Source organism: Candidatus Pantoea edessiphila (assembly GCF_002933355.1).
Classification (GTDB): Bacteria; Pseudomonadota; Gammaproteobacteria; order Enterobacterales; family Enterobacteriaceae; genus Pantoea_C; species Pantoea_C edessiphila.
Window position 1 is genome coordinate 226,974 of the sequence record NZ_PDKU01000001.1, and the last position, 18,270, is coordinate 245,243.

Below are 18,270 nucleotides of genomic sequence, written 5' to 3' on the forward strand. Positions count from 1 at the left end.
CCAACAATAATTATTTAATACTTTTAATACAAATTTTTTGATTTAATTTTTGGATAAAATCATTAATATCCATTAGTCCAAGATTTTTACCGCAACGAGTACGAACTGATATTTTATTATTTTCTACTTCTTCATCTCCATATATTAGTATATAAGGAACACGATGTAATGTATGTTCACGAATTTTAAATCCTAATTTTTTATTTCTTAAATCTGATTTAACACGAAATCCTTTATTATGCAATTTAAGTGTTAATTTTTTAACATACTCAAGGTGTTTATCAGTGATACTTGTTACTACAACCTGTACAGGTGATAACCAACAAGGGAGAAAACCTGTATACTCTTCAATTAATATCCCTATGAAACGCTCTAGTGATCCAAGAACAGCACGATGAACAATTACTGGGAATAGACGATCATTATTTTTGTCTATATACACTGCATCGAGACGCTTAGCAAGAGCAAAATCTAATTGAATTGTGCCACATTGCCAAGATCGATCAAGACAATCAAGCAAAGTGAATTCAATTTTAGGACCATAAAAAGCACCTTCACCTAACTGAAATTTAAATTCAATATTTTTTTCATTTAGAACAGATTCTAAACTTTTTTCAGCATAATCCCACATCTTATCCGTACCAATACGTTGTGTTGGGCGTGTAGCCAAATTTACTGATATATTATTAAAACCAAATGTATGATATATATCATATATCATGTTTATGCATTTATGGACTTCTTCTTTTAACTGATCTTCTGTACAAAAAATGTGAGCATCATCTTGAGTAAAACTGCGAACACGCATCAAACCATGTAAAGAACCTGATGGTTCATTTCGATAACAGCTGCCAAATTCAGCCATACGCACTGGTAAATCACGATAAGATTTTATTCCTTGTTTAAAAATTTGTAAATGTCCTGGACAATTCATTGGCTTAACACAATATTCAGTGTTTTCAGAAATAATAGTAAACATTAGTTGTTTATAATTTTCCCAATGTCCAGTTTTTTCCCAAATTTTACGCTCCATCAATGATGGGCTGTTAACTTCCTGGTATTCGTACTCTCTAAATTTATTAGAAATAAATATTTTTAATTCATTCAAAACGATCCAACCGTTGTGATGCCAAAACACCATACCAGGTGCTTCTTTTTGAAAGTGGTATAAATCTAGTTGTTTGCCAATTTTACGATGATCACGTTTAGTTGTTTCTTCTAGTTGTTTTATATAGCATGATAATTGTTTTTTATTTGTCCAGGCAGTGCCGTAAATTCTTTGCAACATTTTATTATTTTTGTTTCCATTCCAATAAGCTCCAGAAACTTTTTGCAATTTAAAATTTTTACAAAAAATTACATTAGGTACTTGCGGACCTTTACATATATCTATAAAATTTTCGTGAATATATATACTTACAAACTGTTCTTTATCTATTCTTTCATCAAGAATCATTATTTTATATATTTCATTTTTCTGTAAAAATAAATTACGAGCATCCTGATAAATAATTTTTTTATTTGTAATATTGTATCTAGAATTAACTAACTGATGCATATATTTTTCTAATTTATTGATATCTTCACTATTTATACGATAATCAAGGTCAAAATCGTAATAAAAATTATTTCCAACAATCTGGCTAGTTGCCATTTTAGATGTTGGCCATAATTGTTTTATTGCATAACCTAATAATTGCATACAGGATCTACGGATGATTTCTAAACTAATATCGTCTTCTATAGTGATAATATCAACTAATGCATCACGACTTATAATGTGATTATAATCAACTAATTCAGAATTTACTCTACCAGCTATGCAAGACTGTGCTAGTTTTTTATTTATACTTAAAGCAATATCCATAATACTTATACTACAATCATAATATCGCTTGCTTTTATTAGAAAAAGTAATTAAAGGCATTTTATATCCTTGAGATTACAACATTAAAATTTAACCCCCGATTAAATCATGACAGTTTAAAAAATCATAAATTTTATTATAACTGTATAAAGCAAGTATATTAAAACATTAAAACATCTTAACTAAATAATAAAACTAATAATTTTTTACAATTGAGTTATATTAGTTATAGTATATGTGTATTTTTAAATCTTTAGTTGGTAATCTTAATAAATACAGAAATAATATTTTTTATTAAAATAATTACACCTAAATTAAAAAAATTAAACACTAATATTACTTAAATAACATAACAACAGTATTGTTTTCATATGATTAAAATAACAAAGTTTTACTTAATCTTAAGTATTGTTTCATAAATCATATATTTAACAAGTATTTAATATAAGAGAGCAAAAATTTAAAATTACTTGAATAGAATTGTAATTCATACTTTATGTTAATTTTTATTACTTAATAATTTTTGTTGTATGGTAACATATAAATGCATATAGTAAACTAATAAAATTAACAATTTTAATAAAAATTATTTTCCTAAAATTGATAATCTAAAATAATTCGGTTTAATTATCAATTAAAAAAATAAACATTAACTAATGATAATTATAATATAAATCACAAATTTTAATGGAATATTTCATGTATCCTGATAAAAATATTATAGCTATTTTTTTTGATATGGATGGAATTATTATAGACTCTGAACCATTATGGATTCAAGCTAAAAATGATATTCTTTCAACACTAAACATCACATTGCCTTATCATTCTAAAGTAGCCGATACAATAGGTTTAAGAATCGATCAAACTGTATGTATGTGGTATAAATCAATACCATTAAATAAACCAAGCAAAAAAGAAGTTATAGATTTTATTATAACAAGAGCAATGGAATTAATTGAAGAAAAAAAACCTTTATTGCCAGGAGTTGAATATGCACTAACATTATGTAAAAAATACAATTTGAAAATTGGACTTGTTTCTGCTTCACCTTTATATATGCTAAAAAGAGTGTTGACATTATTTAATCTTAATAGTTATTTTGATTTAATTGTATCTGCTGAATCTTTACCTTACAGTAAACCTCATCCTCAAATATACTTAGATGCAGCAGATCAACTATTTGTAAAGCCTCAACAATGTACTAGTATAGAAGACTCTTTTAATGGGATGATTGCCACTAAGGCTGCTCGTATGCGTTCAATTGTAATACCTGCAGTTGAATATAGTAATGATCCAAGATGGTGTTTAGCAGATGTAAAACTTAATAATCTTACACAATTAACATTTGAACACTTAAATGGCTAAGATAATAATCTTATTACAAACAAATTAATCAATGATTACTTTTATTAAATGATTAAATTTTTATATCAACATATCAGTATTGATTTAATCATTGAATAACAACACAAATCATTTTTGTTAAATTGAGGTTTTTGTTGATAAAAATATAATTGAATCATTAATAAATTACAAATTTATAAAAAATTTTTAAAATTCACAAACAAAATCATGACAACAAATGGTCATATTATTTTTGCTATAGCCAGTGCTATTTTTGCTAAAAATTTTATATTAAACGCATTAATGATACAGGCAGATTGGTGGCACTTAATTCCAGCTGTATTAACTACTTGCCTTATTCCTGATATTGATCATCCTAGATCATTAATTGGTCAAAAATTAAGATGGATTTCACAACCTATATCTGTAACTTTTGGACATAGAGGATTTACTCACAGTTTACTTGCCTTAATTACTCTATGGTTTTTTAAAAATGTCTTTTTTAGAAGTTTATTAATGCCAGATGATGTATTTCAAGGTATGATATTGGGTTATTTTAGTCATATTGTTGCTGATATGTTAACTCCTGCAGGAGTACCTTTGTTTTGGCCATATCGTAAACGTTTCTGTATTCCTATAATAAATAATAAAAAAAATAAAAAAATTGAACAAAAAATATGTCTCAGTTTAGTTTGTTGTGTAATATTATTTCCAATATATTTACCTGTATTAATAAAATATATTTCTTCATACGTTAAAATTTTCTAAACATATAAATAATATATTGCTGTGAATGGTTAGATTAAAGGAATCAATAAAATGTCTTTACAACATGAAATTATTAAAACTCTTGGAGTTAAACCAATAATTAATATCAATCAAGAAATTCGTAATAGTATTGATTTTTTAAAACAATACTTAAAAAAATATGACTGCATTAGATCGTTAATAGTTGGTATTAGTGGAGGTCAAGATTCAACTCTTACTGGAAAATTGTGTCAATTAGCTATTTCTGAATTAAGAAAAGATACAGATAAAGATGATTATTACTTTATTGCTGTAAGATTGCCATATGGTAATCAGATTGACGAAAAAGATTGTCAGGATGCTTTATCTTTTATAAAACCAGATAGAAAGATCACAATAAATATTAAAAATGCAGTTTTAGCTAGTGAAGAGTCATTAAAAAATGCTGGCATTTTTTTATCTGATTTTGTAAGAGGTAATGAAAAAGCAAGAGAGCGAATGAAAGTTCAATATAGTATAGCTAGTATAAATAAAGGAATAGTAGTAGGTACTGACCATGCAGCAGAAGCAGTTACTGGATTTTTTACAAAATACGGTGATGGTGGTACTGATATTAATCCATTATTTAGATTAAACAAACGCCAAATTAGAAATTTATTAAAAGAAATTCACTGTCCGAAACATTTATATCTAAAGAAACCAACAGCTGATTTAGAAGATAATCAGCCATCTAAAGATGACGAATCTGTTTTGGGAGTTAGTTATGATATTATAGATGATTATTTAGAAGGAAAATTTGTAAATATCAAATATAATAACATCATAGAGAATCTATACTTAAAAACTCAGCATAAACGTCATTTACCTATAAATATTTTTGATGATTTTTGGAAATAAATGTTGTAATATTAATAACAATCTATCTATTTTGTATAAAAGATGCACATGCCTTAGCAAATCTCTGCATACCTAATTCTATTTCTTTTTTACTAATATTTAAAGCTGGAGTAAAACGTACAACATTAGGACCAGCAACTAAGACCATTACACCGAATTCAGAAGCTAATATATTTATATTGTTGGCTTGATTTTTAAAATCTTCATTTAAAACAGCACCAATAAGTAATCCTAAACCTCTTATTTCCTTGAATATATTAAAATCTTTGTTGATTTTTTTTAAATGTTCAACAATCCATACATGTCGTTCTGCTACTCCCTCTATGATTTTATCTTTTTTAATTAATTCTAATACTTTACTTCCCAATGCACCTGCTAATGGATTACCACCATAAGTAGAACCATGAGTTCCTACAGTCATTACTATTGCTAATTTTTCTTTAGTTAATACAGCGCCAATTGGGAAACCACCACCAAGAGCTTTTGCAGTTGTCAGTATATCCGGTATTACTCCGTAATACATATAAGCATATAACGATCCAGTACGACCTACTCCACTTTGTATTTCATCAAAAATCAGTAAAGCATCGTACTTGTCACATAATTCTCTCAGCTTTTTTAGAAAAGCTACTTTAGCAGGAATAACTCCTCCTTCTCCTTGTACTGGTTCTACAATTACAGCACAAGTGTTTTTATTAATTAATTGAACAGCAGATTGCATATCATTAAATGATCCATGTTGAATTTCTTTAGGAAGTGGTTCGAAATGTTTCGAATAATCAGATTTTCCTCCAGCAGTCATTGTAAAAAAAGTACGTCCGTGGAATGCATTATTAAAAGATAATATATTACTTTTATCCTTACCGAATACATCTAGAGCTACTTTACGAGCTAATTTCATTGCTGTTTCGTTTGCTTCTGCGCCAGAATTACAAAAAAAAACTTTATCTGCAAAAGTAGCGTTGATTAATTGTTTAGCTAAACGTAAAATAGGTTCATTAGTATAACTATTACCAATATGCCATAATTTAGATGTTTGTTCTTGAATAGTTTGTTGTAATATTGGATGTGCATGACCTAATACATTAACAGCAATGCCTCCTGTAAAATCTATGTAATCTTGGCCATCTTGATCCCAAACTATTGAACCTTTAGCATGGGTCGGTATAAATTTAGCAGGATTATAAACAGGTATCATGAATCGATCAAAATCTTGACGTGAAATTTTTAATGACATAAACTAACTCTCTTTCTGATTTCATATATACAATAATAATAATCAAACAAATTAATAATTTTAAATTAGACAATTTATTAGTTGAAATTTTTATAATCATGTAGTTGATATAATAAAAATTATAGTAAAAATCATTTTTCAATTAATAAAAAATTGTTTTAAGATAAGATACTATGGTTAGTGTTAGTATAATTTTTAATAATATTAATGTATTGTCACTTTTTTTTGTTTAATTATATTTATTTGAAATTTTATCATCTCACTTACCAGATCTTCTGGGCAATGCTCAATGAAATAAGTTAAATCGTTGATTGCAACGTGTTCGCAATCTAACTGAGCATAAATCAATCCACGATCTCTAATTTCATAAGGATCATTAGGATTAATTAGCAACAATAACTTATTAACATTAAGAGCTAATTCCATTTTTTTTTCTTCCATCAAAGCAATTTTTAATGTTGTAAGCATTTTATATATAACACTAATTGTTGTTGCTTCGTCAAGATCATTTTCATGTAATTTAGCATTAGCACTAATATTTCCCTTTAACCATGCTTCTAAAATAGAGATATTAATTTTTTCACCATTAAATGGATCGATTAACCAATCGTAATTATCAACCCAACCAACACGTAAAATTAATTGAGTAGGAAAAATAATTGGAATGAGAGTTAATTTTAATTCACTAGCTATATGAATTAAAATTATGCTTAAAGATATTGCTGTACCTTGTCTTGTTTTTAATACTTTATCTAACCATAAAACATCTGATACATTGTAAGTACCACTAGCTCCTCCAAACCCCCATTTATGATAAAATAGTTCAATTAATTTTTTTATTTTTAAATCAGAATTATTTTCTGATCCGACATAATCTTTTGCTTTTTCAACTAAAAATGACAATTGATTTTGTACAAAAGATAAAGGAAAATCAGAACGAATATCAACCATAGCATCAATAATTGCTTCACATAACATCATTTGACTAAAATCTAATTTTGTAATCAAGATATAATGTTCCTAATATAAATTAATTAATCATTATTGATTGTATTGTAACATTTAATTGAATATGTATCCCTTTAAATAATATAAAAGATTATGTTGATATTCAATTATTACTTTTATATAACATCATAAATTAAGTTTCTTATATCTTGTTATATATAATGCAATTTAACAACTATCTAATTTAGGTGCAAAACCTAAAGTAACACGTGGATTTCCTGCATAATCTTTAACAGTATGAATGTTTCGATATCCATGTTTTTGCATTATACAGTGAACTGCTTCACTTTGTCTCCAACCATGTTCCAATAAAATTAAACCGTTATATTTTAGCCAATGTACTGCAGTTTGAATTATAATTTTTAAATCAGCTAAACCGTTTTCTTTAGACACTAATGCACTGATAGGTTCAAAAATAATATCACCCAAATTTAGGTACTGACTGTTAGGTTCGACATAAGGAGGATTACTTACAATTAAATCAAACTTATTTAATGGCAAATTATTAAACCAATAACTTACAATAAAATTAACATTAGTAATATTTAGATTGATAGCATTATTTTGTGCATTTTTAATTACACTCTCAATAAAATCAACACCAACAACTTTACATTTTGGACGTTCACTAGCAATTGCTAATGCAATTGCGCCAGTTCCAGTTCCAAGATCTAATACTTTTAAAGGTTTATTATGTAAATACATTAAAGCCTGTTCGACAAGAATTTCAGTATCACATCGTGGAATGATAGTATCACGTGTCACACTTAGAGTTAGTGACCAAAACTCACATTTTCCTATCAAATAAGCTATAGGTTCTCCATGCATTCGTCTCATTAATAACTGTTCTAAAACAACCATTTTTTTGTGATTAATAGATATTTCATCAAAAGCACATAACCAAGTACGAGATTTTCCTAAAACAAAACTTAATATTATTTGTGCATCAAGTTTTGGAGTACTACTATTACATAAAATTAATGTTGCTTTTTGTAACCAATCACGAATATTCATCAATTTTGTTCTGATAGTGTTGTTAATTGTTCAGCTTTATATTCATGTAAAACAGGATCAATTAAATACTCTAACCTTCCGTTTAGAATTTCATCTAAACGATAAACTGTTAGATTAATTCGATGATCAGTAATCCTACCTTGCGGAAAATTATAGGTTCTAATTCGATCTGAACGATCTCCTGTTCCCAATAGATTACGACGCAAATTAGCTTCTGTAGCATGGCGTTTGGCTTTTTGTAAAGATTCAATACGAGAGGCAAGTATAGTTAATGCTCTAGCTTTATTTTTATGTTGAGAACGTTCGTGTTGACATTCAACCGTTATACCAGTGGGTATATGAGTTATACGAATTGCCGAATCAGTAGTGTTAACATGTTGACCTCCTGCTCCTGATGAACGAAAGCTGTCGATTTTTAAATCATTAGGATTAATTTGCAATATTGCATTTTCTGCTATTTCTGGAATTACTGCTACAGTACAAGTTGATGTATGAATTCTTCCTTGAGATTCAGTATCAGGAATACGTTGCACACGATGTCCACCAGATTCAAATTTTAGTCTACCATAAGCATTATGACTATTAATACGAATAACTATTTCTTTATAACCACCATGTTCACTATCATTAGCATTAATAATTTTTACATCCCAGTTACATATTTCCGCATAACGCATATACATGCGAAATAAATCTCCAGCAAAAATTGCTGCTTCATCTCCTCCTGTAGCAGCACGTATTTCTATAAAACAATTACGTTCATCATCAGGATCTTGAGGTAACAATAGCATTTGTATTTTATGTTCTAATATTTCAATATTTTTATAAGATTCACACAGTTCAATTTGTGCTATATCTTGTAATTCATTATCTTTAGATAATTGTTTAAGATTTTCAATATCTTGATTAATTTTTTGCCATTTTCTAAAATAATCAGTAATACTAGTAAGTTTAGAATATTCACGTGAAAGGTTGCTAAATAGTTTTTGATTACTAAATATATTTGAATTACTTAAAAGAGACTCTAATTCTTCATGACGATTTAAAAGTTCTTTTAATTTAGTAATAATAGAAGTTTTCATTTATTATAATATTTCCCAACAAGGTTTTAAAAAATATCTTAATTTAATCCCAAACTATCACATAAGATTTTTAAACGCTCATTATCACCATTACGAGCTGCTTGTTGAAGAGATTTGATAGGTGCATGAATTAAGCGATTTGTTAATTTATAAATTAGTTCTTGCATAACTTTTTGAGGATCAGTACCTTTTTTTAAGGCATGCAATGCTCTTTTTTCCATTTCAATGCGAATAGCTTCAATTTGTGCTCGATATTTACGAACACTATGAACAGCATTTTGTGATCTTAATTGTGGCATGAATTCATTGCTTTCCTGAAGAACTATTTTTTCAGCTTGTACTAAAGCAGCTGTTCGACATGTTGAGTTTCTATCTATAATTTTTTTTAAATCATCTACCCTATAAAGATAGGTATTCGGTAATGTATTAACCTCAGTATCAATATCTTGAGGCACTGCAATATCAACTAAAAACACTGGTTTATTACATCTTGTTTTTAATGCATTTTGTATCATATTTTTACTAATTATAGGAAATCTACTGGAAGTTGAGGATATTATAATATCAGCTCTATGTAAATGTTTCTCTAAATCAATTTGGTTAATTACTTCTGCATTTACTTCTAAAGCTAACATATCAGCACGGGATCGAGTACGGTTAGAAATAATTATTTTTTTTACTTTATATTTTCGTAGATAATGTGCTACTAGATGAATAGTTTTACCTGCTCCTATTAATAAAACTATCAGTTTAGATAATGAATTAAATATTTCATAAACTAAAGCACAAGCAGCAAATGCTACAGAAATATTATTGGATCCGATATCAGTTTCAAATCTAATACGTTTTGCTACATAAAAAGTTTTTTGAAAAATTCGATCGATTTCTTTATTTACTGAATTGTTTTTTTTTGATATAGCAAAAGCTTGTTTCACTTGACCAAATATTTGTGATTCACCTAATATCATAGAATCTAATCCACTAGCTACACGCATTAGATGACTTACTGCATCTTTTTCTTGATAATAATATACTTTATTACATATATATTCTCTATTGATTTTATGATAATCACATAACCAAATCATTAAATATTCTTTCAAACTAATATTATTGTCTGTACTAACGTATATTTCTATTCGATTACAAGTTGAAAGCAATACAACACTTTGTATCATAGACTTTGATAATAAATTATCAAGAGCCTGGTTAATGATCTCTGGCCCAAATGATATACATTCACGTAAATTAAGAGGAGCAGTTTTATGATTAATTCCAAGAACAAGCAATGTCATTAGCAAGACTTCAAATATTTTATAATTGAATGATTATTCTTCAAAGATATATTTTTAAAAGATTATCATGTATGATAAAAACAAATAAAAAAGATATCAAACTAAAATCATTTATAACTATCAATCAATATAGTTCTAATACATCTGAAAAATTATTGATTTTTTTAATTGATGCAACAGATTATTCACAAATAATATTTTAAGACATAATCGATATTTAACAATAAAACAGTTTTATTAAGTTCATAATATATTCGGTAATAATACATCATATGAAAAAGTACTGTAATTAATATAAATCAACTATTAATAAAAATCAAAATAACTATGAAATTAAATGTTATATAAAATTAATTAGTTTATTTTTCTATTGTTATTAAATAATAATTTATAATACAAGTAATTATTATTAAGAATAATTTTATTTGAGTGTATATTATTATTTATTTTTTCAGTATAATCAATTAAGTGGTTAATGATATTAATCATTAAATAATAATATTTGCTTTATAGATATTATATGTACTATTGAAAATAAAGTTAAAATAATCATTCAATTAGATATTTACTGAAATATGTGAAATATCAACATTAAAAGAATCAGGATATATTATGATGACTATTTGGCCAGCGCCTGCAAAATTAAATCTTTTTATGTATATAACTGGTCGTAGATTAGATGGTTATCATAATCTGCAAACTCTTTTTCAATTTATTGATTATAGCGATTTGATAGAAATAAAAGTAAATGATAGTGGTCATATTAATTTAATTACGAAATTAATAGATATACCAAAAGAAAACAATTTAATTGTAAAAGCAGCAAAGTTATTAAAACTAGCAGCAAAAAAATATTTATTGATAAATTCAGGTGCGACTATTAGCATACGAAAAAAATTACCTATAGGTAGTGGATTAGGTAGTGGATCTTCTAATGCTGCTACAATTCTAGTAGCACTTAATTATCTTTGGAAAACTAAATTTACAATAAATCAACTTGCTGAACTTGGTTTACAATTAGGTGCTGATGTACCATTATTTATTCATGGATATTCAGCTTTTGCTGAAGGAGTAGGAGAAAAACTCAGGCGTGTTAATATCAAACAAAAATGGTATCTTATTACCTATCCTAATATTAATATTAATACTTCAGATATTTTTAGTTCGAATAATTTAACTAGAAATACGAAATATTGTAATATGAATCAGTTATTAAAATTACCTTTTACTAATGATTGTGAAAATTTAGTTAGAAGTAATTTTGTTGAAATTGATTCAATAATTTCTTCGCTTTCAAGGTACGCACCTACAAGATTAACTGGAACTGGATCTTGCGTTTTTTCCGAATGTAATAATAAACAAGATGCTTATGATTTAATGAAATTAATTCCTAAATATGCTGTTGGATTTATAGCTAAAGGTATTAATATGTCTCCTCTTCATACAGTCTTGTCAAGAATAATTCACACCACTAGCTAGATTAGTTAGATTAGTTAAATTATAAACAATGATTATTTTTAACAAAATATCTAAATTTATACGAACAAAAATTTATAGGTATTTCATTAATTAAAGCATTATTTTTGAAAAATTATGAGGAAATTATTATGCCAGATATGAAATTATTTACTGGTAATGCTACTCCGGAATTGGCACAATTAATTGCAAATCGTTTATATACTAACTTAGGTAATATTTTTGTTAATCGATTCAGCGATGGAGAGATAAGTGTTCAAATAAATGAAAACGTACGTGGAGGAGATATTTTTATAATTCAATCCACTTGTTATCCTACCAATGATAATCTGATGGAATTATTTGTAATGGTAGATGCATTACGTAGAGCTTCTGCTGGTCGTATTACTGCAGTTATTCCATATTTTGGTTATGCTCGTCAAGATAGACGAGTACGTTCTGCACGCGTCCCTATTACTGCAAAATTAATAGCAGACTTTCTTTCTAATGTTGGAGTTGATCGTGTCCTTACTGTAGATTTACATGCTGAACAAATACAGGGTTTTTTTGATGTTCCAGTAGATAATGTATTTGGCAGTCCAATTTTATTAGAAGATATGTTAAGTATAGATTTAGTAAATCCTATTGTAGTTTCTCCTGATATAGGTGGAGTAGTCCGTGCTCGTGCCATTGCTAAATTATTAAATGATACAGATATGGCAATTATTGATAAACGTCGACCCCATTATAATGTTGCTCAAGTTATGCATGTTATAGGAGATGTTTCTGATAGAGATTGTATTTTAATAGATGATATGATTGATACAGGAAGTACTTTATGTAAAGCAGCAGAAGCTTTAAAGGAACGTGGTGCTAAGCGTGTCTTTGCTTACGCTACACACCCTATTTTTTCTGGCCTTGCAGCAAAAAATTTACATGATTCAGTGATTGATACGGTAATAGTATGCGATACTATTCCTTTATCTAAAGAAATAAAATCTTTACCAAATGTTCGTTCATTAACTTTATCCGGAATGTTAGCTGAAGCAATTAGACGTATTAGTAATAATGAATCTATATCCGCTATGTTTGAACATTGATATATTATTTAAAAATTAATTTATTTAATTTTTAAAATATTTTACTATTTTTTTCATTAAAATTATATTTAGCTTATTTTATTGATCTATTCTAAATAAAAGTTTTATATAGTAATAAGGATATTTTGATATTGTTATGGTATAATTGAAAAGTGAATAAAATTAAATTAATAGTTGGTCTCTTGAACCCAGGAGCAAGATATATAGATACAAGACATAACGTGGGCGCTTGGTATGTGAATTTATTGATAGAAAAGCATAATCTTACTATAAAAAATAGTCTTAGTTTTTTTGGATTTACTTCTAGTATGCGTATTAGTAGTGATAAAATTTATCTATTAATGCCAAATACCTTTATGAATTTAAGTGGACAAGCAGTAAAAGCTATATCAACATATTATAATATTTTACCAGAAGAAATATTGATAGCACATGATGAGCTTGATTTTCCTGCTGGCATAGCGAAATTTAAATATGGTGGTGGTCATGGAGGACACAATGGTTTAAGAGATATAATTAAACAATTAGGTAATAGTAAAAATTTTTATAGATTAAGAATTGGCGTTGGTCGTCCCAGAAATCGTAATCACATTAGCCAATTTGTTCTTAGTGAACCACCTAACAATGAAAAAAAACTTATTTGTAATGTTATCAATGAGGCAATAATTTGCACAGAAATTTGGTTAACACATGATTATCATAAAGCAATAAATAGACTTAATGCGTTTAATTCGTAATTATTATCTGACTGTATAAATGATTATTAGTAATAAACATAAGGTATAAGGAAAATTAAGATTTGGGATTTAAATGCGGTATTATAGGTTTACCTAATGTAGGTAAATCTACTATTTTTAATGCACTTACTGGTAAAAATGTAAAATCAGCAAATTTTCCATTTTGTACAATTAAGCCAAATATTGGTTTGGTTTCTGTGCCTGATTTAAGATTACAGCAATTATCAACATTGCTTAATCCAGAAAGATTAGTGCCAACACATATGGAATTTATTGATATTGCAGGATTGGTTAAGGGTGCTTCTAAGGGTGAGGGGTTAGGAAATTTATTTTTGAATAATATTAGAACAGCTGATGCTTTATGTCATGTAGTGCGTTGTTTTAATAATGATAATATCATTCATGTTACAGGTACAGTTAATCCCATAGAAGATATTAATATTGTTAATGAAGAATTAATTTTAGCTGACTTAATTACTTGTGAGAATGCTATTAAAAAAATAAAAAAACGAAACATAAATAATAAAGATATTAATAATGAATTTAATGTATTGGAAAAATGTTTAATTCATTTATTAGATTTAAAAATGTTAAGAATATTGAATTTAAGTATTCAAGAAAAATCTTTTATTAATTATCTAAATTTATTAACAATAAAACCAATTATGTATATCGCAAATATTGAAGATAATAATTTACAAAATAATAGATTTTTATCTCAGTTGCATAAATTTACTGAAAAGGAAAATTCAATAGTAATTCCCCTGTGTGCGTCAATTGACTCCAACTTTAATGAATTTACAAATAAGACAGAAAAGGTGAGTTCTCTTAATAATGTAATTCGTGCCGGTTATTCATTACTTAATTTACATACTTATTTTACTGCTAGCATAAAAGAGATTAGAGCTTGGACAATTCCCATCGGTACAAGCGCAATAAAAGCATCCGGTAAAATTCATAGTGATTTTGAAAGAGGTTTTATTTGTGCACAAACTATTTCTTTTCGTGATTATTTATTCTATAGCGGAGAACAAGGTGCAAAAGATGCTGGGAAAATGCGTTCAGAAGGTAAAAACTATATTGTTCAAGATGGAGATATTATTAAATTTCTATTCAATGTTTAATACTTAATTAAGATATGGAAGAACGAAGTGCCTAATTGCTTAAGTTTGGTTATTTTTGTTAAACTAAAAAATTACTAACAAGTATCAAGTATATATATTATTTTTTTTAAGATTTGCATTGTTCATCTATTAAGTGTAAATTTTTAAAATTTTCTTAAGGTTTTTTTAGTGATCAAATATCAAATTTATAAATTGTTATAGTGTAAATCTTACGGAAGATAATATATACATAAGAAAATGCACATTTTAATACAATTTGAAAGAAAAAGATTTTTTGTGTATATATTTTATTTAGTAAATACTTTTATTATTTTCAAAAAACTGGTTTGTTCCTTTATATCTTCTAATGTTTTTCATGAAAACTATAATAATATATTAAAATAATCGAATATTTCATTGTAAATAAATAAAAAATCATTAGTTCTATATGAATAGTCAGTATATGTAATAAATAGTTGAATGTTATAAAATATAAAAGTATTAAATACTACAAATGTTTTCTTGCTAAAGAATTTTTGTAGTATAATATTAAGATAAACTAACTTAGTAACACAATACGTATGTATAGTATTGATTGGATTTTTAATCCTTTAAATTAAAATATCAATTTAATAAGATGTTTGCAAATAAAAAAAAAGTAATTATAGGCATGTCTGGAGGTGTTGACTCTTCTATCGCTGCATGGTTGTTACAAAAACAAAACTACTATGTTGAAGGTCTATTTATGAAAAATTGGGAGGAAGATGATAAAGAAGGATGTAGTATTAAACAAGATTTAGCTGATGCACAGTCAATTTGCGACAAACTTGGTATCTATTTACATAAAATTAATTTTGCTGAAGAATATTGGAATTATGTTTTTGAACCCTTTCTTGAAGGTTATAGAATGGGATATACTCCTAATCCTGATGTTATTTGTAATAAAGAGATAAAATTTAAATTATTTCTTAAATTTGCTATGGAAGAACTTAATGCAGATTTTATTGCCACCGGTCATTACGTACGTAGTCAAAACAATTTAAAACAAAATTATTTATTACGCAGTATTGACATTAAAAAAGATCAAAGTTATTTCCTTTATACGCTTAATCAATATCAAATTAAAAAAAGTCTTTTCCCGCTAGGAACCATAAAAAAAACACAAGTACGTGTTTTAGCTAAACAACTAAATTTTATTAATGCAATGAAAAAAGATTCTACAGGAATTTGTTTTATAGGAAAAAGAAAATTTAGTGAATTTTTAAAAAAATATTTACCACCATCTACAGGTGATATAATTACAACAGATGGTCAAATTATTGGTCAACATCCAGGGATTATGTATTATACATTAGGACAGCGTAAAGGGTTAGGTATTGGTGGATCTAAAAGAAGTCACAATCATCCTTGGTACGTAGTTGATAAAGAAGTTGTACATAATCGTTTAATAGTAGCTCAAGGTAAGTGTCATCCAAGTTTATCTTCTATTGGTCTAATAGTTCATAATTTACATTGGATAGACAATAAACCAATTCAAACTAGTTTTAACTGCACAGTAAAAACTAGATATCAACAACCAGACATTTCTTGTAAAATCCTTCCTTTTTCTAATAATTGTATTAAAGTAATATTTAATAAACCTGTACTAGCTGTAGCTCCAGGACAATCGGCTGTTTTCTATATTGATCAAATTTGTCTTGGAGGTGGTATCATTAAAGAAAGATTACCTAAATTATAAATTCTAAATAATATCAATCTTAAAAAGATTTACTTAAAAATATTTAATTTACATTAATAAAATTAATTTAGGAATTAAAAAAATGGAATTATCTGTTTTAACAAATATATCACCTATTGATGGACGTTATAGCAATAAACTAACTGAATTACGTGATATTTTCAGTGAATATGGTTTATTTAAATATCGACTCCAAATTGAAATTAATTGGTTACAAAAACTTGCTAATACTAAAGAAATAAAAGAAATTCCCCTTTTTTGTAAAGATATAAAAGATTTTCTTAACTCTCTTATTAATAATTTTAATCAAGATGATGCCAGTTATATAAAATCTATTGAAAAGAAAACTAATCATGATATTAAAGCCATAGAATATTTTATAAAAGATAAAATAAATCATATTCCAGAACTAAAGAACATTTCTGAATTTGTTCATTTTGCTTGTACATCTGAAGATATCAATAACTTATCTTATGCATTGATGTTAAAGAAAGCTCGTTGTGATGTTATTGCACCTTACTGGCATAAATTGATTAATGAAATAAAAATATTAGCAAAAAAGTACAAAGATATTCCTTTATTATCAAGAACACATGGACAACCTGCTACTCCCTCTACAATAGGTAAGGAAATGGCAAATACTGTATTTCGGATGAAACGTCAATTAAAAAAATTAAATGATATTGAAATCTTAGGTAAAATTAATGGTGCGGTGGGAAATTATAATGCTCATTTAATAGCCTATCCAGAAGTTAATTGGCTACAATTAAGTAAAGATTTTGTAACATCTCTAGGAATAGTTTGGAATCCTTATACTACCCAAATTGAACCACATGACTATATATCAGAATTGTTTGATTGTATCATACGTTTTAATAATGTTTTAATTGATTTTAATAGTGATATTTGGCTTTATATATCTTTAAACTATTTCAATCAGAAAATAGATAACAAAACAGAAATTGGATCTTCTACTATGCCTCATAAAATCAATCCTATTGATTTAGAAAATTCTGAAGGAAATTTAGGCATGGCTAATACTATCATGAAACACTTATCAAGCAAACTACTTGTTTCACGTTTACAAAGAGATCTTACTGATTCTACTGTATTACGTAATATTGGAGTTGGTATTAGTTATTCAGTTATAGCATATCAATCAGCATTAAAAGGAATTTCAAAATTAGAAATAAATAGAGATTGTTTATTTAACGATTTAGAAAATAATTGGGCAGTGCTTGCAGAACCTATTCAAACTGTAATGCGTCGTTATGGTGTTAATAAACCTTATGAACAACTAAAAGATTTAACATATGGAAATGATATTGATGCAATAACTATACGTAAATTTATAGATACACTGAAAATACCAGAAGAAGAAAAAGTACGCCTTAAAAAATTAACACCACATAACTATCTCGGATATGCTGTCAAATTAGTTGATAATCTGAATTAGATGAGTTTTATTTTTAATAATTGATTTGAAATAAATTAAAAAATGTTAGTACAATATTTAAGGTGGGATAAGTCAAATAATATATAAATATAATATTTATATATAACATCCGATTATTTAATATTCACATTATTAATTTAATGCATAATATAATTATTTTAATTTATAATTGATTAAAAATTTTAAT

The 18,270-nt window shown here is 26.8% G+C and carries 15 protein-coding genes; 9 read left to right on the plus strand and 6 right to left on the minus strand.

Going from position 1 to position 18,270, the window contains the following annotated elements; genetic code table 11:
• Nucleotides 1-10: 10 nt before the first annotated feature.
• Complete coding sequence (gene thrS / locus CRV10_RS01085; protein ID WP_136129978.1) at nucleotides 11-1,927, minus strand: threonine--tRNA ligase; 1,917 nt, start codon at nucleotides 1,925-1,927, stop codon at nucleotides 11-13.
• A gap of 639 nt (nucleotides 1,928-2,566) precedes the next feature.
• On the opposite strand from thrS, the gene hxpB reads away from it, so the two are divergent.
• The 3 genes from hxpB to nadE all read left to right on the plus strand — a co-directional run bounded on the left by hxpB (nucleotide 2,567) and on the right by nadE (nucleotide 4,858).
• The gene (gene hxpB, locus CRV10_RS01090) at nucleotides 2,567-3,235 is read left to right on the plus strand and encodes a hexitol phosphatase HxpB (protein WP_136129979.1); all 669 of its coding nucleotides are present in this window, start codon (nucleotides 2,567-2,569) and stop codon (nucleotides 3,233-3,235) included.
• Nucleotides 3,236-3,442: 207 nt separating this feature from the next.
• Entirely contained in the window at nucleotides 3,443-3,982 is a 540-nt protein-coding gene (locus tag CRV10_RS01095; protein WP_136129980.1) for a metal-dependent hydrolase, read from the plus strand.
• 51 nt (nucleotides 3,983-4,033) lie between these two features.
• A complete protein-coding gene (gene nadE / locus CRV10_RS01100) occupies nucleotides 4,034-4,858 on the plus strand; it encodes an ammonia-dependent NAD(+) synthetase (protein ID WP_136129981.1) in 825 nt (274 codons plus the stop codon).
• Between the two features lie 22 nt (nucleotides 4,859-4,880).
• On the opposite strand, the gene CRV10_RS01105 is transcribed toward nadE, so the two are convergent.
• The 5 genes from CRV10_RS01105 to hemA all read right to left on the minus strand — a co-directional run bounded on the left by CRV10_RS01105 (nucleotide 4,881) and on the right by hemA (nucleotide 10,494).
• The gene (locus tag CRV10_RS01105; protein WP_136129982.1) at nucleotides 4,881-6,095 is read right to left on the minus strand and encodes a bifunctional succinylornithine transaminase/acetylornithine transaminase; all 1,215 of its coding nucleotides are present in this window, start codon (nucleotides 6,093-6,095) and stop codon (nucleotides 4,881-4,883) included.
• Nucleotides 6,096-6,299: 204 nt separating this feature from the next.
• The gene (gene sirB1, locus CRV10_RS01110; RefSeq protein WP_199733832.1) at nucleotides 6,300-7,106 is read right to left on the minus strand and encodes an invasion regulator SirB1; all 807 of its coding nucleotides are present in this window, start codon (nucleotides 7,104-7,106) and stop codon (nucleotides 6,300-6,302) included.
• Nucleotides 7,107-7,271: 165 nt separating this feature from the next.
• Nucleotides 7,272-8,117, minus strand: coding sequence for a peptide chain release factor N(5)-glutamine methyltransferase (prmC, locus tag CRV10_RS01115; RefSeq protein WP_136129983.1), 846 nt, complete (start codon nucleotides 8,115-8,117; stop codon nucleotides 7,272-7,274).
• The gene (gene prfA, locus CRV10_RS01120) at nucleotides 8,117-9,199 is read right to left on the minus strand and encodes a peptide chain release factor 1 (protein WP_136129984.1); all 1,083 of its coding nucleotides are present in this window, start codon (nucleotides 9,197-9,199) and stop codon (nucleotides 8,117-8,119) included. The genes prmC and prfA overlap by 1 nt, the downstream gene beginning before the upstream one ends.
• A gap of 38 nt (nucleotides 9,200-9,237) precedes the next feature.
• Nucleotides 9,238-10,494 (minus strand): glutamyl-tRNA reductase, encoded by a 1,257-nt coding sequence (gene hemA, locus CRV10_RS01125; RefSeq protein ID WP_136129985.1) that lies wholly within the window; start codon nucleotides 10,492-10,494, stop codon nucleotides 9,238-9,240.
• Nucleotides 10,495-11,106: 612 nt separating this feature from the next.
• Between hemA and ispE the strand changes: the two genes are divergently transcribed.
• From ispE to purB, 6 genes are all read left to right on the plus strand, one after another.
• Nucleotides 11,107-11,973, plus strand: coding sequence for a 4-(cytidine 5'-diphospho)-2-C-methyl-D-erythritol kinase (gene ispE, locus CRV10_RS01130; RefSeq protein ID WP_136129986.1), 867 nt, complete (start codon nucleotides 11,107-11,109; stop codon nucleotides 11,971-11,973).
• Nucleotides 11,974-12,101: 128 nt separating this feature from the next.
• The gene (locus CRV10_RS01135) at nucleotides 12,102-13,049 is read left to right on the plus strand and encodes a ribose-phosphate pyrophosphokinase (protein ID WP_136129987.1); all 948 of its coding nucleotides are present in this window, start codon (nucleotides 12,102-12,104) and stop codon (nucleotides 13,047-13,049) included.
• 152 nt (nucleotides 13,050-13,201) lie between these two features.
• Complete coding sequence (gene pth, locus CRV10_RS01140; protein WP_136129988.1) at nucleotides 13,202-13,786, plus strand: aminoacyl-tRNA hydrolase; 585 nt, start codon at nucleotides 13,202-13,204, stop codon at nucleotides 13,784-13,786.
• A gap of 62 nt (nucleotides 13,787-13,848) precedes the next feature.
• Nucleotides 13,849-14,910, plus strand: coding sequence for a redox-regulated ATPase YchF (ychF, locus tag CRV10_RS01145; RefSeq protein WP_136129989.1), 1,062 nt, complete (start codon nucleotides 13,849-13,851; stop codon nucleotides 14,908-14,910).
• Nucleotides 14,911-15,526: 616 nt separating this feature from the next.
• Nucleotides 15,527-16,627: a tRNA 2-thiouridine(34) synthase MnmA gene (mnmA, locus tag CRV10_RS01150; protein ID WP_136129990.1), complete on the plus strand. Its 1,101-nt coding sequence runs from the start codon at nucleotides 15,527-15,529 to the stop codon at nucleotides 16,625-16,627.
• 82 nt (nucleotides 16,628-16,709) lie between these two features.
• On the plus strand, nucleotides 16,710-18,083 hold the full coding sequence (purB, locus tag CRV10_RS01155) for an adenylosuccinate lyase (RefSeq protein ID WP_136129991.1): 1,374 nt from the start codon (nucleotides 16,710-16,712) through the stop codon (nucleotides 18,081-18,083).
• The last annotated feature ends 187 nt before the right edge of the window (nucleotides 18,084-18,270 follow it).